Source organism: Pseudomonas sp. LBUM1676, assembly GCF_059695605.1.
Genome location: NZ_CP166777.1, coordinates 3,605,108 through 3,623,896, shown reverse-complemented (window position 1 = coordinate 3,623,896; position 18,789 = coordinate 3,605,108). Strand labels below are relative to the sequence as shown.

17 protein-coding genes are annotated in these 18,789 nt (G+C 58.9%); 8 read left to right on the top strand and 9 right to left on the bottom strand.

Annotated elements, in window-relative coordinates:
* Positions 1 to 326 precede the first annotated feature (326 nt).
* From ACA041_RS16730 to ahpF, 3 genes are all read left to right on the top strand, one after another.
* Positions 327 to 1,265 (top strand): site-specific integrase, encoded by a 939-nt coding sequence (locus ACA041_RS16730; protein WP_497434106.1) that lies wholly within the window; start codon positions 327 to 329, stop codon positions 1,263 to 1,265.
* A 137-nt stretch (positions 1,266 to 1,402) separates the two neighbouring features.
* Complete coding sequence (gene ahpC / locus ACA041_RS16725; RefSeq protein ID WP_007975937.1) at positions 1,403 to 1,966, top strand: alkyl hydroperoxide reductase subunit C; 564 nt, start codon at positions 1,403 to 1,405, stop codon at positions 1,964 to 1,966.
* A 121-nt stretch (positions 1,967 to 2,087) separates the two neighbouring features.
* A complete protein-coding gene (gene ahpF / locus ACA041_RS16720) occupies positions 2,088 to 3,650 on the top strand; it encodes an alkyl hydroperoxide reductase subunit F (protein WP_497434103.1) in 1,563 nt (520 codons plus the stop codon).
* A gap of 152 nt (positions 3,651 to 3,802) precedes the next feature.
* Here ahpF and gloA read toward each other — a convergent pair whose 3' ends face one another.
* A complete protein-coding gene (gene gloA, locus ACA041_RS16715) occupies positions 3,803 to 4,324 on the bottom strand; it encodes a lactoylglutathione lyase (RefSeq protein WP_497434099.1) in 522 nt (173 codons plus the stop codon).
* Positions 4,325 to 4,491: 167 nt separating this feature from the next.
* Here gloA and ACA041_RS16710 point away from each other — a divergent pair, with 167 nt between their 5' ends.
* Positions 4,492 to 4,995 carry a DUF4946 domain-containing protein gene (locus ACA041_RS16710; RefSeq protein WP_497442094.1) on the top strand — a complete coding sequence of 168 codons (504 nt, stop codon included), beginning with the start codon at positions 4,492 to 4,494 and terminating at the stop codon, positions 4,993 to 4,995.
* A 174-nt stretch (positions 4,996 to 5,169) separates the two neighbouring features.
* On the opposite strand, the gene ACA041_RS16705 is transcribed toward ACA041_RS16710, so the two are convergent.
* Complete coding sequence (locus ACA041_RS16705; protein ID WP_497434095.1) at positions 5,170 to 5,535, bottom strand: histone-like nucleoid-structuring protein, MvaT/MvaU family; 366 nt, start codon at positions 5,533 to 5,535, stop codon at positions 5,170 to 5,172.
* 231 nt (positions 5,536 to 5,766) lie between these two features.
* Complete coding sequence (locus tag ACA041_RS16700; protein ID WP_497434091.1) at positions 5,767 to 7,302, bottom strand: EAL domain-containing protein; 1,536 nt, start codon at positions 7,300 to 7,302, stop codon at positions 5,767 to 5,769.
* A 468-nt stretch (positions 7,303 to 7,770) separates the two neighbouring features.
* Here ACA041_RS16700 and hppD point away from each other — a divergent pair, with 468 nt between their 5' ends.
* Positions 7,771 to 8,847 (top strand): 4-hydroxyphenylpyruvate dioxygenase, encoded by a 1,077-nt coding sequence (gene hppD / locus ACA041_RS16695; protein WP_497434089.1) that lies wholly within the window; start codon positions 7,771 to 7,773, stop codon positions 8,845 to 8,847.
* Positions 8,848 to 8,972: 125 nt separating this feature from the next.
* Here the strand turns inward: hppD and rarD are convergent, their stop codons facing one another.
* The gene (rarD, locus tag ACA041_RS16690; RefSeq protein ID WP_497434086.1) at positions 8,973 to 9,854 is read right to left on the bottom strand and encodes an EamA family transporter RarD; all 882 of its coding nucleotides are present in this window, start codon (positions 9,852 to 9,854) and stop codon (positions 8,973 to 8,975) included.
* Between the two features lie 278 nt (positions 9,855 to 10,132).
* Positions 10,133 to 11,146, bottom strand: coding sequence for an aldo/keto reductase (locus tag ACA041_RS16685; protein WP_497434083.1), 1,014 nt, complete (start codon positions 11,144 to 11,146; stop codon positions 10,133 to 10,135).
* Positions 11,147 to 11,323: 177 nt separating this feature from the next.
* Here ACA041_RS16685 and ACA041_RS16680 point away from each other — a divergent pair, with 177 nt between their 5' ends.
* Complete coding sequence (locus tag ACA041_RS16680; protein WP_497434081.1) at positions 11,324 to 12,445, top strand: sugar diacid recognition domain-containing protein; 1,122 nt, start codon at positions 11,324 to 11,326, stop codon at positions 12,443 to 12,445.
* Positions 12,446 to 12,579: 134 nt separating this feature from the next.
* On the top strand, positions 12,580 to 13,722 hold the full coding sequence (locus ACA041_RS16675) for a glycerate kinase (protein ID WP_497434079.1): 1,143 nt from the start codon (positions 12,580 to 12,582) through the stop codon (positions 13,720 to 13,722).
* Between the two features lie 239 nt (positions 13,723 to 13,961).
* Here ACA041_RS16675 and ACA041_RS16670 read toward each other — a convergent pair whose 3' ends face one another.
* Both ACA041_RS16670 and ACA041_RS16665 read right to left on the bottom strand, forming a co-directional pair.
* Complete coding sequence (locus ACA041_RS16670; protein WP_497434076.1) at positions 13,962 to 14,324, bottom strand: response regulator; 363 nt, start codon at positions 14,322 to 14,324, stop codon at positions 13,962 to 13,964.
* Between the two features lie 51 nt (positions 14,325 to 14,375).
* Positions 14,376 to 14,660 carry a helix-turn-helix transcriptional regulator gene (locus ACA041_RS16665; protein WP_497434072.1) on the bottom strand — a complete coding sequence of 95 codons (285 nt, stop codon included), beginning with the start codon at positions 14,658 to 14,660 and terminating at the stop codon, positions 14,376 to 14,378.
* 476 nt (positions 14,661 to 15,136) lie between these two features.
* Here ACA041_RS16665 and ACA041_RS16660 point away from each other — a divergent pair, with 476 nt between their 5' ends.
* On the top strand, positions 15,137 to 16,324 hold the full coding sequence (locus tag ACA041_RS16660) for a pyridoxal phosphate-dependent aminotransferase (protein ID WP_497434068.1): 1,188 nt from the start codon (positions 15,137 to 15,139) through the stop codon (positions 16,322 to 16,324).
* Positions 16,325 to 16,469: 145 nt separating this feature from the next.
* Here ACA041_RS16660 and ACA041_RS16655 read toward each other — a convergent pair whose 3' ends face one another.
* Positions 16,470 to 17,447, bottom strand: a complete 978-nt coding sequence (locus ACA041_RS16655) for a 2-hydroxyacid dehydrogenase (RefSeq protein ID WP_497442093.1) — start codon at positions 17,445 to 17,447, stop codon at positions 16,470 to 16,472.
* Positions 17,448 to 17,468: 21 nt separating this feature from the next.
* Positions 17,469 to 18,767 (bottom strand): MFS transporter, encoded by a 1,299-nt coding sequence (locus ACA041_RS16650; protein WP_497434063.1) that lies wholly within the window; start codon positions 18,765 to 18,767, stop codon positions 17,469 to 17,471.
* Positions 18,768 to 18,789: the final 22 nt, after the last annotated feature.

Below are 18,789 nucleotides of genomic sequence, written 5' to 3'. Positions count from 1 at the left end.
TAAATACGCTAACAAGATGACACGGGATATACTGGTATTACCCCGTGTCAGAGCGTTTCCGATGTGTTCGCAGCTCTATTTCCGTACACCACACCCCCTGTAGGAGCGAGCTTGCTCGCGAAAAACCAGAGAGCGCCGCGTGCATTCAGGTAAACCGCGTTTTCGTTGACGGCCTTCGCGAGCAAGCTTGCTCCTACAGGGGCAGGGCAGATTCATGTCATGGGCGAAAAATTTGAGGGCGCTGTGTGCATTCAGGCAGGCAGCGTTATCGTTGACGATATTCGCGAGCAAGCTTCGCTCCTACAGGGTTTGTGCAAGGTCAATTCATGAGTGAGCTTGATCGTTACCTGCAAGCCGCCACCCGCGACAACACCCGTCGCAGCTATCGGGCGGCCATCGAGCACTTTGAAGTCAGTTGGGGCGGTTTCCTGCCAGCCACCGCGGACAGCGTCGCGCGTTATCTGGTGGCGTATGCCGGGGAGTTGTCGATCAACACCTTGAAGTTGCGATTGTCGGCACTGGCGCAATGGCACAACAGCCAGGGCTTTGCCGATCCGACCAAGGCGCCGGTGGTGCGCAAGGTGTTCAAGGGCATCCGCGCGTTGCATCCGGCGCAGGAAAAGCAGGCCGAGCCGTTGCAGCTGCAGCATCTCGAACAGGTGGTGGCCTGGCTGGAGCAGGAGGCACAAGCCGCACGATCGGCAGGTGATCAGTCAGCTCTCTTGCGCGCAAGGCGCGACACGGCGCTGATTCTGCTGGGCTTCTGGCGTGGCTTTCGTAGCGATGAGTTGTGTCGCCTGCAGATCGAGCACGTGCAAGCGAGCGCCGGGTCCGGCATCACGCTCTATCTGCCGCGCAGCAAGAGCGATCGTGAAAACCTCGGCAAGACCTATCAGACGCCGGCTCTGCAGCGTTTGTGTCCGGTGCAGGCGTACATCGCCTGGATCGGCGAGGCCGCATTGGTCCGTGGTCCGGTGTTTCGCGGTATCGACCGTTGGGGCAACTTGGGCGAGGAGGGGCTGCACGCCAACAGCGTGATCCCGTTACTGCGCCAGGCGTTGGAGCGCGCAGGCATCCCGGCCGAACACTACACCAGCCACTCCTTGCGCCGAGGGTTCGCCACCTGGGCGCATCAGAGCGGTTGGGATTTGAAATCGCTGATGAGTTACGTCGGTTGGAAGGATATGAAGTCGGCCATGCGTTACGTAGACGCCAATCCGTTTCCGGTCATGCCCCGGATCGTAGAAAAGCCCGTGGCGCCCTAGATTCCGTTTTCTTCTATTAATACTCTCCGCTAATAGCGAAAACCAATCAGCAGCATGAGGTTTGCCAATGAGCTATCGGAGGATTGAATAGGTAGGATTCATTCCATCAACTTTTCAACCCTGACGGAGAGTCACCGATGCCTATCATCAACAGCCAAGTTAAACCGTTCAAAGCTGACGCCTTTAAAAATGGCGACTTCGTAAAAGTGTCGGACGCGGACCTGAAAGGCAAGTGGTCTGTCGTGTTCTTCTACCCAGCCGACTTCACCTTCGTTTGCCCGACCGAACTGGAAGACCTGGCTGACAACTACGACGCGTTCCAGAAGCTGGGCGTCGAGATCTACAGCGTTTCCACCGATACCCACTTTGCCCACGCTGCCTGGCACAACACTTCGCCAGCCATCGGCAAGATCCAGTACACCATGATCGGCGACCCGACCCACGCCATCTCCCGCAACTTCGACGTGCTGATCGAAGAAGCTGGCCTGGCTGACCGTGGCACCTTCGTGATCAACCCTGAAGGCCAGATCAAAATCGTTGAACTGAACGATGGCGGCGTTGGCCGTGACGCTTCCGAGCTGCTGCGCAAAATCAAGGCTGCCCAGTACGTCGCTGCTCACCCGGGCCAGGTTTGCCCAGCCAAGTGGAAAGAAGGCGAGGCCACACTGGCTCCGTCCCTGGACCTGGTTGGCAAGATCTAAGCCTGTGAGTCATGCAAGGGCGGATATCCGCACTTAAGTAAGCTGCACCGCCCAATAAAAACGCCCGGGCGAGATTCGCTCGGGCGTTTTTTTATGAACCGAACAAAAGGAAATCGCCCGTATGTTGGACGCCAATCTTAAAGCCCAGTTGAAATCGTACCTGGAACGGGTCACCCAACCGATCGAGATCGTTGCCTCCCTCGACGACGGTGCGAAATCCCGGGAAATGCTCGAACTGCTGAAAGATGTTGCCAGTCTTTCCACTCAAATTACCTTGCTCGACAACGGTGACGATGCACGCAAACCATCGTTCTCGATCAACCGCCCAGGGGCGGATATCAGCCTGCGTTTCGCCGGCATCCCCATGGGCCACGAATTCACATCCCTGGTGCTGGCCTTGCTGCAAGTCGGCGGCCACCCCTCCAAAGCCAGTGCGGAAGTGATCGAACAGATTCGCTCTATCAAAGGCGAATTCAGCTTCGAGACTTACTTTTCGCTGTCTTGCCAGAACTGCCCGGACGTGGTCCAGGCGCTGAACCTGATGGCGGTGCTGAACCCGAACATCCGCCACGTCGCCATCGACGGCGCGCTGTTCCAGGCCGAAGTCGACGAGCGCCAGATCATGGCCGTGCCAAGCATCTACCTCAATGGCGTGAACTTCGGTCAGGGCCGCATGGGCCTGGAAGAAATCCTCGCTAAAATCGACACCAGCGGCATCGAACGCCAGGCCGAGAAAATCAGCGCCAAGGAAGCCTTTGACGTACTGGTTGTAGGCGGTGGTCCGGCCGGTGCTTCGGCAGCGATCTACGCCGCCCGTAAAGGCATTCGCACCGGTGTCGCGGCCGAGCGTTTCGGTGGGCAGGTGCTGGACACCATGGCCATCGAGAACTTCATCTCCGTGCAGGAAACCGAAGGGCCGAAACTGGCCGTGGCCCTCGAAGAACACGTCAAGCAATACGACGTCGACATCATGAACCTGCAGCGCGCCGACAAACTGGTGCCGGGCAAAAATGGCGCACTGAACGAGGTCCACTTTGCCAGCGGCGCGACATTGAAAGCCAGGACCGTGATACTGGCGACCGGTGCGCGGTGGCGTGAAATGAACGTCCCGGGTGAGCAGCAATACCGCAACAAGGGCGTGGCGTACTGCCCGCACTGCGACGGTCCGCTGTTCAAAGGCAAGCGAGTGGCGGTGATCGGTGGCGGTAACTCCGGCGTCGAGGCGGCTATCGACCTGGCCGGCATCGTGTCCCACGTGACACTGCTGGAGTTCGACGTGCAGCTGCGCGCCGATGCGGTCTTGCAACGCAAGTTGCACAGCCTGCCGAACGTCACCGTGATTACCCATGCGCAGACCACGGAAGTGACCGGCGACGGTCAGAAGGTCAATGGCCTGCGCTACAAGGATCGTCAGACTGACGAACTGCGTACCGTGGAACTGGAAGGGATCTTCGTGCAGATCGGTCTGTTGCCCAATACCGATTGGCTCAAAGGCACCATCGAGTTGTCGCCGCGCGGCGAGATCATTGTCGATGCCCGTGGTGAGACGTCGGTGCCAGGCGTGTTCGCTGCCGGTGACGTGACCACCGTGCCGTACAAGCAGATCGTGATCGCGGTGGGCGAGGGTGCCAAGGCTTCCTTGAGTGCGTTCGATCACTTGATCCGGACTTCGGCGCCGGCGTAATACCGGACGCTGAAAACACACAACCCATGAGTGATCATGGGTTTTTTGTGGGAGCGAGCTTGCTCGCGATGGCGGACTGTCAGTCACATCCATTTTGAATGTGCCGACGCCATCGCGAGCAAGCTCGCTCCCACAGGGTATGTGTGGTGGGCTTACAGCGGAGCAGGCTGGATGATCTCCACCCAGTAGGCATCCGGGTCCTTGATGAACGCCAGGCTCTTCATGCGCCCGTCGTTCAGGCGTTTCTGGAAATCGCAGCCCAGCGCTTCGAAGCGCTCGCAGGCGGTGACGATGTCCGGCACCGAGATGCAGATGTGACCAAAGCCGCGCGGGTCGGTATTGCCGTTGTGGTAGGCGAAATCCGCGTCGTTTTCGGTGCCGTGGTTGTGGGTCAGTTCAAGAATGCCCGGGATCGATTTCATCCATTCGGTGCGCGCAGCGCCGTCGGCCGGGATCTGGGCTTTATCGACCAGCGCCAGGAAGTACAGGCTGAATTCGGCTTCCGGAAAGTCGCGCTTCTCCACCAGCGAGAAACCCAGGACACGGGTGTAGAAATCCAGGGACTTAGTGATGTCCTTGACCCGCAGCATGGTGTGGTTGAAGACGAACTTGTGAGTCGCGTTGTCAGGCTGGGCGGTCACGCCGGGGAAGGTGTTCAATTCGTGCAGGCTCATGGGCCCTCCGGAAAATAAGTGGGGCTAACGAATGATGACCATGATACGCAAGGGCGCAGCCATCACCAAACCCAAAACCTTCGGCTATTGCCTGGCAGACGGGCGAGGCTCAGACTTTGTGGATCAATCCGTGAGTGTTCATTGCAATGATTCGATTATCTGCATCGATGTTCGTCCTGCTGGCTGTACTCTCGGGGGCGACCAGTGCCCAGGCCGACGCGCCGGTCGTGACCTGGCCTGTGGGCTGGGAGGTCGAGCCCGTTCCGCAAGAAACCGCGGACGCCCAGGTATCCCGCCAGCGCGCGGTGAAAAACGATCAGGGCGGCACACCGGTGATGGTCATGGAAGTGACCATGACCCAAGTGCAAAGCGGTCATCAGGTGAACCTGCAGGGTGTGTTGCTGGAAATGCGCAAGTCGGTGCAGAAAGACTTCTTCGAGGGTGGGTATCAAAGTGTCTGCAACAAGATTCACCCCGCTCGCTTGAGCCGTTTGGCGGCGTTGGAAACTACCTGCACCATCACTCAGAACGGTCGTCATGTGTTGTCTCAAACATTGGTGGCGGCCGTGGATGCCGATAAAGCCTATGTTTTTTCCTGCGCGGGGCAGGCTGAGGTTTATAAGGCAAGCCAGGGCGAAATAGACGCTGCTCGTAACAGCTTGAAACTTTAGTTAAAGATTTCAGTGCGCTGCAGGGGACAGCACATTCGGATATTTTTAGATGCCAAAAAGGATTAAGCACAAAGTAGTCGGCAAGTAGCGAACGATCGGCTGCACTCGTTGCCCTTAGACGGCGCCCATGAAAAAGCCCTGCATGGGCAGGGCTTTTTTTATTACCGCGAGTGCTTAACCACGCAGCCAGGAATCCACGGTGTCGACACCGTATTCTTCCTTCCAGGCTTTCAAGCCACGGTGGTTGCCGCCCTTGGTTTCAATCAGTTCACCGGTGTGCGGATTCTGATAAACCTTGACCACGCGAGCGCGGCGGGTTTTAGGCGCTGCTGCCTGTTGCAGGCCTGATTTTGCCGGGTTCGTATCGAGAATGGCGATGATGTCGCGCAGGCTCTTGCCGTAGGTTTTCATCAGCCCCTGGAGCTTTTCTTCGAATTCGATTTCTTTCTTGAGCCCGGCATCGTTCTTCAGGGCTTCCAGCTGCTTGAGCTGTTCCTGAAGGGCCTTTTCAGCTGCACGAAATTCAGCGAGTCTGGACAATATCTTTACTCCAATAGTGTATTTGGCTGATACCAACCGCAAACAAAGCTATAAGCCAGGAGCCTTGTAGCGACTCGGTGATAATGGCTCACCTGCCAATCTTGCACAGGCATGAAAAATTGTAGTAGTTAATTGGCCAAGAGTAAATCCTGTCTTTTTCTTCATGTAACTACACTAGTGTTTGATTCAATGGGGGCGCCTTTTCCGGCCTCGTTGCCTGCAACCACTAGTTTAATGATGACTTAATGCGTTAATGAACTCCGCAGCGGGCATTGGCCGGCCGAACAGGTAGCCTTGCAGGAAGTTCACGCCGTGGGCGGTCAGGTAATCACTTTGTTCCGCGGTTTCCACGCCTTCGGCGACGATGGCCAGGTCAAGCTTGGCCGAGAGTTCGATGATGGTGTCGAGAATGTGCCGGGAGAGCGCGTCGACACCGATCATGGCGACAAAACTCTGGTCGATCTTGAGAAAGTCCACGTTGAATTGGCGCAGATAACCCAGGCTCGAGTGGCCGGTACCGAAGTCGTCGATCGCGATCATCACGCCAAGCTCATGCAGCTGTTCGAACAATTGGTGAGTCATGGCCGTGGGCTCGATGAGTTCCCGTTCGGTCAACTCCAACACCAGGCTGATCGAGCCTGGTGCGAAGGCCTTGATGAACTGGCGACAATCCTCGACCAGCACCAGATCCTTGCAGTGGCTGGCGGTGATGTTGATGCCAATGTGAAACGGTTCTTCGAATGACGAGGACAGAGGGCCCAGCAGCGCGGCGGTCTGTTGCATCAATGAGCGGGTCATCGGCACGATCAACCCGGAGTATTCGGCAAACGGGATGAACAGGTCCGGACGCACCAGGCCTTCCTTCGGATGGTTCCAGCGCATCAACACCTCGCAACCGGACCACTGCTTGCTGCCACCATGCACCACCGGCTGAAAGTACGGAATGAACTCCCCGGCTTCCATCGCGCGCTGCATTTCATGGCTGGGTGACATGGAGCGCTTTTGCAGAAAGTGGCCGATCGAGCCCGACACCACGCCGAAAAAGATCAGCAGACTGAACAGCGGCGGATACTCGCTTTTCATATAGCGCCACGCTTCACCCTCGTGGAAACCGGCTGCCACACTGAAAGCATAACGAGAAGAAGTCAGATCGCTTTGCGCCTCTGCAAAGGCGGGCAGGGCACCTTGATGAAACTGACCATCAGCAGACAACCAATGGGGGCCGACCTGTAACACCAGCAGGGTGTGGCGGTCGATCAAGCGCAGAATGTTACTGAGGTGATAGCCATCCAGGGTGCTCAAGGCCCCCCTTTGTCCTTCGCTGAGTCGATACACCAGCAACGCGCGGTCGGGCGTGACCGTGTTGCCCTTCATCAATAACAGCTGGCCTTGGGTGTAGTCGCCGGCATTGATCGGCTCCTGATAATCACCAAACAAGGAACTGCAATAGATAATGTTGTCCCAGATCAGGTTGGTCGAGCGCACAAAGGGACGGCGGGTGACCTGTTCGCGCAACGCCAGCTTTATATCGCTGCAACGTTGGCCTGCCAGCGGCAGCAATTCGCGTGCGGCCTGGGCGGTATTGTCTAGCATCAGTTCGAATTGGCGCACCGCTTCGTTGGCCGACAGCCGGGTGCTGTGTTGCAGTGTGCGTTCGGCCTGCATATGGAGAATGGCGAAACCCAGCAGCACCGGGAGTAAACCGCTCAAGACGGTCACGGCAATCCTGATCCCGCGTTTGCGACGGGTTTTGACGTTCAGTGGCATTTGTGGAACCTGTAGCGGTGTGAAAAAGGGCTCTCAAATGCTGGCAGGACGACAACGGGCCTCCCAAGAAGAGTGCAGATAACGGGCATGATAGATGGGCTTGAGGATTTTTGCCGATCAACGGTAGTACAGACCCATGGCCAATTGGATAAAAGCCCCCGCTGGCGGGGATTACTGCGCAACAAACCCCTTGCGCGCGCAGGGAAAAAGGGGATTTGATACAGAAGGCGGACAAAACGATTTACGCTGTGTAGAATCGGGTTACGCATATAAGAATAATCGTCTTCTGGCAGCAGAAGCCTCGCCCGCCATAGCCTTGGGTCGAAAATGCAGATATTTGGGTTTCAATTGATCTACGGTGACTTCCTCGCCCGCAGCGTGCGGGGGATCTCCTGCGCGCCACCCGCCGGTCTCAGCATTGCCAGCAACTAACGATCCGTTAATTGATAAAAATGATGAGGCGCCAACATGGCAGATTTATACGAAAACCCAATGGGCCTGATGGGCTTTGAATTCATCGAATTCGCATCGCCAACCCCCAACACCCTGGAGCCGATCTTCCAGATCATGGGCTTCACCAAGGTCGCGACCCATCGCTCCAAAGACGTGCACCTGTATCGCCAGGGCGCGATCAACCTGATCCTCAACAACGAACCCAACAGCGTTGCTTCGTACTTCGCGGCCGAACACGGCCCATCGGTGTGCGGCATGGCGTTCCGCGTCAAGGATTCGCAGAAGGCCTACAAACGTGCCCTGGAACTCGGCGCCCAGCCGATTCACATCGAGACCGGCCCGATGGAGCTGCACCTGCCGGCAATCAAAGGCATCGGCGGCGCGCCGCTGTACCTGATCGACCGTTTTGGTGAAGGCAGTTCGATCTACGACATCGACTTTGTGTTCATCGAAGGCGTCGACCGTAACCCGGTCGGGGCCGGCCTGAAGATCATCGACCACCTGACCCACAACGTGTACCGCGGGCGCATGGCCTACTGGGCCAACTTCTACGAGAAGCTGTTCAACTTCCGCGAGATCCGTTACTTCGACATCAAGGGCGAATACACCGGCCTGACCTCCAAGGCCATGACCGCACCGGATGGCATGATCCGCATCCCGTTGAACGAAGAATCGTCCAAGGGCGCCGGGCAGATCGAAGAGTTCCTAATGCAGTTCAACGGCGAGGGCATCCAGCACGTGGCCTTCCTCAGCGATGACCTGATCAAGACCTGGGATCACCTGAAAAGCATCGGCATGCGCTTCATGACCGCGCCACCGGAAACCTACTACGAGATGCTCGAAGGCCGTTTGCCGAACCATGGCGAGCCGGTCAACGAACTGCAGGCTCGCGGTATCTTGCTGGATGGTTCGTCCGAGTCCGGCGACAAGCGCCTGCTACTGCAGATCTTTTCGGAAACCCTGATGGGACCGGTGTTCTTCGAATTCATCCAGCGTAAAGGCGATGATGGTTTCGGTGAAGGCAACTTCAAGGCGCTGTTCGAATCCATCGAACGTGATCAGGTTCGTCGGGGCGTGCTCGCCACCGAGTAAGCCGATCGCGCTGAAAGAATTGTGGGAGCGAGCCTGCTCGCGAAAGCGGTGTGTCATGCAACATTGACGTTGACTGACACCACGCATTCGCGAGCAGGCTCGCTCCCACATTGTTTTGCGCGACCTTAAGGTCTGCGGTTACGGACCATGTGCTTGAACCCTTCAAACACCAACACCACCACCGCCAACCAGATCGGAATGTACGTCAGCCATTCCCCGGGCTTGATGCTTTCCCCCAGCAGCAACGCCACCCCAAGCAACAGCACCGGCTCGACATAGCTCAACAACCCGAACAGGCTGAAGGGCAACAACCGACTGGCGACGATGTAGACCACCAACGCCGAAGCGCTGATCACCCCGAGCAGCGGGATCAGCAGCGCCAGCCACGGATGCTGATCGAACACGCCGAAGCCTTGTGCGCCGCCCAGAACGAACCACAACGCCACCGGCAGCATCAACGCCATGTCCATCCACAAGCCGCCGAGGTTGTCGGTCGCCAGGCGTTTGCGCAGGATGAAGTACAGCGGATAACCGACGACAACCAGCAAGGTCGCCCAGGAAAAACCGCCGACCTGATACAGCTCGTTGAGCACGCCCAGAGAAGCGAAAAACACCGCAACCTTTTGCAGGTAGGACAGATTCTCGCCATAGGCAAACCGCCCGGTCAGCACCATCGACAGCGGCAACAGGAAATAGCCCAGGGACACGTCGAGGCTATAACCGTTGAGCGGAGCCCACATGAATAGCCAGAGTTGCAGACCAAGCAGCGTAGCGGACAGGAGCATGCCGGCGAGCAATTTCGGTTGGGCAAGCAGCCGCCGAAAGAGGCTGATCACGCGTTTCCATTCGCCGGAGACCAGCATGAATACGGTCATGCACGGCAGGGTCAACAGCATGCGCCAGCCAAAGATTTCCACGCCGCTCAGTGGGGAGAGCAGCGAGGTGAAGTAATACATGACGGCAAACAGCACCGAGGCCGTGACCGATAAAGCGATACCTTTAGACAAACTGCCCTCGCGAGGTTGGACGTGAAACGGGGCGCAGAGGATACGTGGTTTTCGAGCCGAATATTGTCCGATCGATCAACAGCTTTCCCCTGTAGGAGCGAGCTTGGTCCGGGCGGCGTTCCGACGAAGGTCGTCAACGATAACGCGGCGAGCCTGACACCCCGCGGCGTTCTTGAGTTTTTCGCGAGCGAGCTCGCTCCTACAGGGGATCTGAGTCGAAGCATAGTCGGATGATCGACACCAAACCCCTGTGGGAGCGAGCTTGCTCGCGAAAGATCTCAAGCCATACGCGGTTCGCGGCCCGACACAAAATGGCTCACATCATTGAACCCCGGTGTCGACGCATGCCCCGGCGTTACCAGCGAATCGACAAAGGCTTCATCCTCCGCCGTGATCTTCACCACCTGCGCCTTGGTGTAGGCATCCCATTGTTCTTCAGTGCGTGGGCCAACAATGGCTGACGTGACGGCACTGTTGTTCAACACCCAGGCAATCGCGAACTCGACAATCCCCACCCCACGACCCTGGGTGTACTCCTGGATCTGCTGGGCGATACGCAGGGATTCGACGCGCCACTCGGTTTCCAGAATGCGTTTATCTGCACGTCCGGCACGGCTGTTGGCGTCGGGCTTCACGTCTGGCGCGTACTTGCCGCTGAGCACCCCACGCGCCAACGGGCTATAAGGCACCACACCCAGCCCATAGGTGTGCGCGGCAGTGATCTGCTTGGTTTCGGCCTGGCGATTGACGATGTTGTACAGTGGCTGGCTGATCACCGGCCGGTCGACGCCCAGTTTATCGGCCACCCGAATCACCTCGGCGATGCGCCAGCCGCGGTAGTTCGACAAACCCCAGTAACGGATCTTGCCCAGGCGAATCAGGTCGCCGATGGCCGACACCGTGACCTCCAGCGGCGTGTTGTGGTCTTCGCGATGCAGGTAATAGATATCCAGATAGTCGGTTCCCAGGCGCGTCAGGCTGGCGTCGATACCGTTGAACAGATGCTTGCGGCTCAAGCCGCTGCGGTTGGGCACGCCGTCCGCCGGGCCGAACCCGACCTTGGTCGCCAGCACCCATTCCTGACGGCGACTGGCGATGGCTTCGCCGACGATTTCTTCCGAGCGGCCGTTGGTGTAGACGTCGGCGGTGTCGATGAAGTTGATGCCCTGGTCCCAGGCCTTGTCGATGATCCGCAGGGAATCTTCGGTGCTGGTCTGTTCGCCGAACATCATGGTGCCCAGGGTCAGGGTCGACACCTGCAGACCAGAATGACCCAGCGTGCGGTAGCTCATGACGAAATCCTTTTACCAGTGGGAAAGGCTCAATCAAATACCAGAACAACCGCTGGGAGCAAACGGAAAGTTCGAGCACCCAGGATCAAACTGTGGGAGGTGGGTATCTCTCTTTATTATGATTTTTTACGAAGCGAGGGTAACGTTGTTCGCTATCCCGCTTTCAAGGACCCCGCCATGTTCGAACTCGATCACGATCTGGCCCAGGACATCGTCGACCGGGCGATGGCCATCCTGCCGTACAACGTCAACGTCATGGACAGCCAGGGACTGATTCTCGGCAGCGGCGAACCGGAGCGGGTCAACACCCGCCATGAAGGCGCGCAACTGGTGTTGGCCAACGCTCGGGTGGTAGAGATCGACACCCAGACCGCGATCCACCTCAAAGGCGTACAACCGGGCATCAACCTGCCGCTGTTGCTCGATCAGCGCCTGATTGGCGTGCTCGGCATCACCGGCGAACCGGAGCAATTGCGCACCTACGCCGAACTGGTGCGCATGACCGCCGAGATGCTGGTCGCCCAACGCAATCAACAGGCCGAGCAGCAATGGCGACGCCAGCGTTGCGATGATCTGCTGGCGTTGCTGCTCAGCGATGCCGGGGATTCGCCGCGGCTGATCGATGAAGCGCAACAACTGGGGCTCAAGCCGCAGATGAGTCGTGTGCCGTGTCTGTTTGAGCTGGGCATGGAACAGGCGCCGGGGCAAACCGTCGAAGCGCTCAGTGCCTGGCTGACCTCGCGCTACCCGGACAGTTGGTGCATGAGTTCCGCCAAGTCTTCATTGCTGTGGTGCCGACCGGCGAGCCAGGCGATCGAGCATGATCGACTGCTGGAAAAACTCGACGGCCTGGGCTGGAACATCCTGCGTATCGCCGTGGGTGGGCAGGCCGAAGGACTATCCGGATTACGCCGCGGCTATCGCCGGGTCGCAGACTTGCTGGCCTACGGGCGCGACGTCTTGCCCCGTTCCCGATTGCTGACCCTGACCCGATATCGGTTGCCCGTCATGCTCTGGCGTCATCGCGACGATGATGCCCTGGACGAGTTGCTCGCACCATTGCGCAACGTCATCGCCAAGGACGGCAACGGCCAGCTGCTGGCGACCTTGCGCAGCTGGTGCGAACACGACGGCCAGAGCCAGGCCTGCGCCGACGTATTGGGCATCCATCGCAACAGCCTGCGTTACCGCATGGAACGCATCGCCGAACTCAGCGGCGTCGACCCCTTGCGCCTGGACGGCATGCTGGCGTTGTACCTCGGCGTCCAGCTACTGCCCGACACCGACGCAAAACCGTAAACGACACAGCCCCTGTGGGAGTGGCGGCGGTTTTGTGAAAATGAACAATAATCCCCAGTACCGCTTGTGCAGCGGACCGGCGTTATTGTTCCTGCCAACTGGCAGCATGAGGGCATTGCAACCGGAGAACTCCCATGAAAATCGTCATCGCCCCCGATTCGTTCAAGGACAGCCTGAGTGCCCAGGGTGTGGCCGATGCCATTGCCCTCGGCCTGGCAGATGTCTGGCCCGATGCACAGCTGGTCAAATGCCCGATGGCCGACGGCGGGGAGGGCACGATTGAGTCGGTCCTGGCAGCGTGCAATGGAGAACTGCGCCATGCTGATGTTCGCGGGCCGCTGGGCGCAACGGTCAAGGCCGCCTGGGGTTGGCTGCCCCACAGCCACACCGCAATCATCGAAATGGCCGAAGCCAGTGGTCTGCAGTTGGTACCGCTCGAGCAGCGCGATGCGTGCATCAGCAGCACCTTCGGCACCGGTGAACTGATCCGCGCGGCCCTGGATGCCGGAGCGCAGCGAGTGATCCTGGCGATTGGCGGCAGCGCCACCAATGACGGCGGCGCGGGGGCGATGCAAGCCTTGGGCGTGAGGTTGCTCGACGCACAAGACCAGGAATTGGCACCCGGCGGTCTGGCGCTGCAACAACTGGCCCGCATCGACCTGATCGACATCGATCCACGCCTGGCCAGCGTGCGCTTCGACATAGCCGCCGACGTCAACAACCCACTCTGCGGCCCCCACGGTGCCTCCGCGATTTTCGGCCCGCAAAAAGGCGCCTCGCCCGAACAGGTCCAACAACTGGATAACGCCCTCGAACACTTTGCCGGGCTCTGCGCACAAACCCTGAACAACGATGTGAGCGATGAACCGGGCAGCGGTGCGGCAGGCGGCCTGGGGTTCGCCGCCAAGGCATTTCTCCATGCGCAATTCCAGGCCGGGGTGGAAGTGGTCGCCGAACTGGTCGGTCTGGCCAAAGCGGTCAAAAACGCCGATCTGGTGATCACCGGCGAAGGTCGTTTCGATGCGCAGACCCTGCGCGGTAAAACCCCGTTCGGCGTCGCGCGGATCGCCAAACAGCACGGTGTGCCGGTAATTGTCATCGCTGGCACCTTGGGCGATGGTTACCAACAGATGTACGGGCATGGCGTTGATGCCGCGTTTGCCTTGCCGTCGGGGCCGATGAGCCTTGCGCAGGCGTGCGCCGATGCGCCTGGTCTGCTACGTGACCGGGCAGGGGACATTGCCCGGGTCTGGCGCACGGTCAATCGCAAGGTTTAGCCGGCAAATACCCTCCATTTGAAATCGATCTGTGGCGAGGGGGCTTGCCCCTGTACGGCGCTGCAATTGTCCTGGATTGCAGGGCGTTGACGTCGCCGCTGTCCCTTTTCACCCGCTGATGAACCACCTGTATAAAAATCCACCTGTCAACTCTGACAGTTTCGCTTTTTTTTCCTCTAGCGCTTAATCCGTCCAGGGTCGAACCGGCCTGCTGCGCGACGGATTCGTTTGGCTTACCGCTAGCGCCAAAGCTGGTGATTGACCGAGCGGCTGTAGCGCTGACTATGGCCGAAGTGACGTTTCAGATACCCCATCAACGCCAGGCCATCGGGAAAGCGTCCATAGGGCATTGAATAATCACTGATCAGCAGATCGCAGGGGGTGCACTGCAAATGATGAATCAACTCATCGGCGTCCTGCGCTCGAGCAACAACCGAGAACGTGTTGCCGAGGGCCGTTTCGGCTCCCATCAACACCACGGGGTGGTCGTCGGCGAGGATAATGCGAAGCGCTTTGTTCGGATGATGCCTGTGCGATACCGTCGTATCGTCACAGGCTTTTTCGCGAGAGGGGTTAAACCGTGTGGTCTGTTCCAGATTCATTAAAATTCTCTACAGGGTCAATGAAACGCTGACCGCTGTAGAGGGGCCGGTTCAAGGCGTTTGAATCAAGCCTTGTTCCAGCGCCATGACCATGGCGATCCAGCGCGATCTCACGCCGAATTTTCGGCGGATGTTACAAAAGTGGTAATTCACTCCGGCCTCGGTGCAGTCGACGATCTGGGCGATTTCCCAGGACGACTTTCCAATGGCGCTCCATTGCAAGACTTCCTTTTCCCTGGCCGTGAGCTTTATGGCCTTGGGTTGTTTGCACTCCTGTGGCTGGAAACTGACTTGGGCAGGTGATGACCGGACTGAGGTGGTAGTGGAGCGGTACATAATTGAATCTCCCATTCATCATCATTGACGGCGTGGGCGCGGCAGAAACTTCCTACTTCATGGAGGCATGGTTCGCGCGGCCGTCCTTCAGACCCCTTGGCTAGGGCTGTAGGCACGGTCTCCTTATAGCGCGATTAATTCGCCTTGGAACCTGTCACAAATAACAGGTAGGGGACTTTAATCAGGTCAGGGGGAAAACGCTGTCAGCTAATGCGAACCCCACCTGTAGGAGTATTCGTTTCATTCTTTGGAAGCACATTTTTTGGGTAAGCGACTGATTTGAAATAATATAATTCAAGAGGGCAAGCAAGAAATCACTCGCCCATGGCAGACTCTCAGCGTGAATCACCACGGGTTTGAAATATCTCGTCAACCGATAAACGGAGTGGCTCCATGCGTCGCTTGAAATGTCATGGTGGCGCGTTTGGTGATTTGAGATAGGGTTGAGTCAGGAACCTGCGCGATTGGAGAACTACATGCGCTATTCAGGCTTGACCCAACGCATCGCCGGTGAAGGCGCCGCGGCCTGGCAAATTCATTACCGCGCGCTGGAATTGCGCGAACAGGGCGTCGACGTATTGCTGTTGTCGGTCGGCGATCCGGACTTCGATACACCCCGACCCATCGTCCAGGCCGCTATCGATAGCCTGTTGGCCGGCGACACCCATTATTCGGAAGCGCGCGGCAGTCGGGGATTGCGCACCAGCATCGCCCGCCGTCATCGACAGCAAAGTGGTCAAGCGGTGGAGGCCGATCATGTGATCGTGTTGCCGGGCGCACAGTGCGCGGTGTATTCGGTGGCGCAATGCCTGCTCGATCCGGGCGATGAAGTGCTGGTCGCCGAGCCGATGTACGTCACCTATGAAGGCGTGTTCGGTGCCATCGGGGCGAAAGTGGTGCCGGTGGCGGTGCGTCCGGAGAATGGCTTTCGGGTCGACCCGGCGGATGTCGCGGCCCGTATCACGGCCAAGACCCGGGCGATTGTGCTCAACAGTCCGAACAATCCTTCCGGGGCCAGTTTGTCGCTGGAGATCTGGCAGCAACTGGCCGCACTCTGTGTTCGCCATGATCTGTGGTTGATCAGCGACGAAGTCTACAGCGATCTGCTGTACGAGGGCGAACACATCAGCCCGGCCAGCCTGCCGGGCATGGCCGAGCGCACGGCGACGATCAACAGCCTGTCCAAATCCCACGCCATGAGCGGGTGGCGGGTGGGCTGGGTGATCGGGCCGAAACCCTTGGCTGATCATCTGGAGCACCTGTCGCTGTGCATGCTGTTCGGTATTCCGGATTTCATTCAGAACGCGGCGCAATTGGCCCTGGATAAAGACTTGCCTGAGGTGGCGTTGATGCGCGAGGAATATCGCCAGCGTCGCGACCTGGTGTGTGCGAGCCTGAGCGACTGCCCGGGCCTGCGGCCTATTCGTCCCGATGGCGGGATGTTCGTGATGGTCGATGTGCGCCAGACCGGGTTGTGCGCCCAGCGCTTCGCCGAGCGGCTGCTGGAAGGTTATGGCGTGTCGGTGCTGGCCGGGGAGGCGTTCGGGCCGAGTGCGGCGGGGCATATCCGGCTGGGACTGGTGGTGGATCGGTTGAAGCTGGCAGATGCTTGCCGACGGATTGCGTTGTGTGCGGCGAACCTTTTGGAAGCGCGACGGGCCTGAAGGATGTGTGTTGTTTGTACCGACCCCTTCGCGAGCAGGCTCGCTCCCACATTTGATCTGCGGCGTACACAATATCTGTACCCAATGCAGATCCCCTGTAGGAGCGGGCTTGCCCGCGAAGGCTATCTCATAAACGCCAGATCCATCAGCCCTTCCACGCCTGAACATTCACCAGATTCTTCGGCCGCTCACCCGCCAACGCCGCCAGCAGATTCTCCACCGCACAACGGGCCATCGCCTCCCGGGTCTCATGGGTCGCCGAGCCAATATGCGGCGTCGCCACCACATTGTTCAACTGCAACAACGGCGAGCCAAGATCCAGCGGCTCACGCTCGAACACATCCAGCCCGGCCGCGCGGATCTGACCCGTGCGCAGTGCCTCGACCATGGCCGCTTCATCCACCACCTTACCCCGGGAAATGTTGATGAAAATCGTCTCCGGCTCCATCAGCGCAAACTCTTCTGCGCCAATCAGCCCCTCGGTTTCCGCCGTCAGCGGCAACGTCAGACAGACGAAATCAGCCTGCTGCAACAGCTCCGGCAAGCTGCGGTATTGCGCATCGAAGCGCTGTTCCACCGCCGGTTTCGGCGAGTGGCTGTGATAGATGATCGGCATGCCAAAACCGAAATGCCCACGCTGGGCCAAGGCCTCGCCGATCCGCCCCATGCCAATGATGCCCAGGGTTTTGCCATGCACGTCGGTGCCGAATTGCGCAGGGCCGACATTTCGCGTCCACTCGCCGGCACGAACCACGTTGGCCAGTTCCACTACACGCCGGGCAGTCGCCAGGATCAGCGCGAAACCGGTGTCGGCAGTGGTTTCGGTGAGCACATCCGGCGTGTTGCTGAGCAGGATTCGCCTTTCGGTCAAATAGTCGATGTCGTAGTTGTCGACACCCACCGAGACACTGGCGATGGCTTGCAGATCAGGCGCGCGGTCGAGCAATTCGGCATCCAGCTTCAGACTGGCGCCGAGCAATCCGTGAGCCCGGGGCAGGGCATCGCGCAGTTTGATGAGGCCTTCGGCGTCGAGGCTTTCGATCAGGGTCACTTCAGCCTGCTCGCGCAGGCGCGCCATCAGCAGCGGTGACAGTTTCTTGTATAGAACAACCTGCTTTTTCATCGTGGTCATCTCACTATCAATTCAAGAATGGGCCGCGGTACGGCGTGTCAGCGCGACCGTCGGCCGCTCCCGGTCACTGGCGCCGGGTTTGAGAAAAATCGTCAGCACCACCGACAACATCAGCGCGCCGCTCATCAACAGATAGGACGCACCGGGCGAACCGGTGGAGCTGTTCAGGTAGCCGACCAGATAGGAGCCGCCAAACGAACCGAGCGCACCCATGCTGTTGATCAACGCCATGGCGCCACCGGCGACGTTGGCTGGAAGGATTTCCGGCACGATGGCAAAAAACGGCCCGTAAGGCGCATACATGCACGCGCCGGCGATCACCAGCAGGGTGTAGGACCACCAGAAATGTTCGGCACCCAGGGCATAGGAGCCGTAGAACGCAATCGAGGCGATGAGCAGCGGCGGCCAGACGAAGCGTTTGCGTTTTTGCAGTTTGTCCGAGCCCCAGGAAACCAGCAGCATGCCGATCACGGCAGCCAGGTACGGCAGCGCCGACAGCCAGCCGGCTTCGATCATGTCCATTTGCGCACCGGCCTTGAGGATCGACGGCAGCCACAGCACGAAGCCGTAGACGCCGATACTCCAGCAGAAAAACTGCAAAGCCAGGATGATGACTTTCGGCGAGCGGAAGGCTTCGGCGTAGTTCTTCACCGCTTTGATCCCCACCTGTTCGGCTGCCAGGGCGCTCTCCAGATCCTGCTTCTCCTGGTCGCTGAGCCACTTGGCCTGGGCCGGACGATCATCGGCCAGACGCCACCAGATAAACGCCCAGAATACCGCCGGCAACCCTTCGATGATGAACATCCAGCGCCAGCTGTAATGCTGCACCAGATAGCCCGACACCACCGACATCCAGAGCATGGTCACCGGGTTGCCGAGGATCAGGAAGGTATTGGCCCGCGAGCGTTCGGCACGGGTGAACCAGTGGCACAGGTACACCAGCATCGCCGGCATCACCGCGGCTTCGACCACGCCGAGCATGAAGCGGATGACGATCAGCCAGTAGGCGTTGGAGACGATCCCGGTCAAGGTCGCCAGGCCACCCCAGAGGATCAGGCTGACGAAGATCAGTTTTTTCACGCTGTGCTTCTGCGCGTAGATCGCCCCGGGCACCTGGAAGAAAAAGTAGCCGAGGAAGAACAGCGCGCCGAGCATCGATGACAGGCCCGGTGTGATCATCAGGTCCGCGGCCATGCCGGAGGCGGCGGCGAATCCGTAGTTGGCGCGATCGAGGTACGCCAGGCTGTAGGTGATGAACACGATGGGCATGATGTACCACCAGCGGCGGGCGGCGAGGGTTGCGGTTTTCATGGTGGTGCTCCTGAGCTTGTTG

Bases quoted from the DNA above. Each gene is read 5' to 3' on its own strand.
- ACA041_RS16730 (WP_497434106.1), top strand. From the start codon at position 327: ATGAGTGAGCTTGATCGTTACCTGCAAGCCGCCACCCGCGACAACACC.
- ahpC (WP_007975937.1), top strand. From the start codon at position 1,403: ATGCCTATCATCAACAGCCAAGTTAAACCGTTCAAAGCTGACGCCTTT.
- ahpF (WP_497434103.1), top strand. From the start codon at position 2,088: ATGTTGGACGCCAATCTTAAAGCCCAGTTGAAATCGTACCTGGAACGG.
- gloA (WP_497434099.1), bottom strand. From the start codon at position 4,324: ATGAGCCTGCACGAATTGAACACCTTCCCCGGCGTGACCGCCCAGCCT.
- ACA041_RS16710 (WP_497442094.1), top strand. From the start codon at position 4,492: ATGTTCGTCCTGCTGGCTGTACTCTCGGGGGCGACCAGTGCCCAGGCC.
- ACA041_RS16700 (WP_497434091.1), bottom strand. From the start codon at position 7,302: ATGCCACTGAACGTCAAAACCCGTCGCAAACGCGGGATCAGGATTGCC.
- hppD (WP_497434089.1), top strand. From the start codon at position 7,771: ATGGCAGATTTATACGAAAACCCAATGGGCCTGATGGGCTTTGAATTC.
- ACA041_RS16685 (WP_497434083.1), bottom strand. From the start codon at position 11,146: ATGAGCTACCGCACGCTGGGTCATTCTGGTCTGCAGGTGTCGACCCTG.
- ACA041_RS16680 (WP_497434081.1), top strand. From the start codon at position 11,324: ATGTTCGAACTCGATCACGATCTGGCCCAGGACATCGTCGACCGGGCG.
- ACA041_RS16675 (WP_497434079.1), top strand. From the start codon at position 12,580: ATGAAAATCGTCATCGCCCCCGATTCGTTCAAGGACAGCCTGAGTGCC.
- ACA041_RS16670 (WP_497434076.1), bottom strand. From the start codon at position 14,324: ATGAATCTGGAACAGACCACACGGTTTAACCCCTCTCGCGAAAAAGCC.
- ACA041_RS16665 (WP_497434072.1), bottom strand. From the start codon at position 14,660: ATGTACCGCTCCACTACCACCTCAGTCCGGTCATCACCTGCCCAAGTC.
- ACA041_RS16660 (WP_497434068.1), top strand. From the start codon at position 15,137: ATGCGCTATTCAGGCTTGACCCAACGCATCGCCGGTGAAGGCGCCGCG.
- ACA041_RS16655 (WP_497442093.1), bottom strand. From the start codon at position 17,447: ATGAAAAAGCAGGTTGTTCTATACAAGAAACTGTCACCGCTGCTGATG.
- ACA041_RS16650 (WP_497434063.1), bottom strand. From the start codon at position 18,767: ATGAAAACCGCAACCCTCGCCGCCCGCCGCTGGTGGTACATCATGCCC.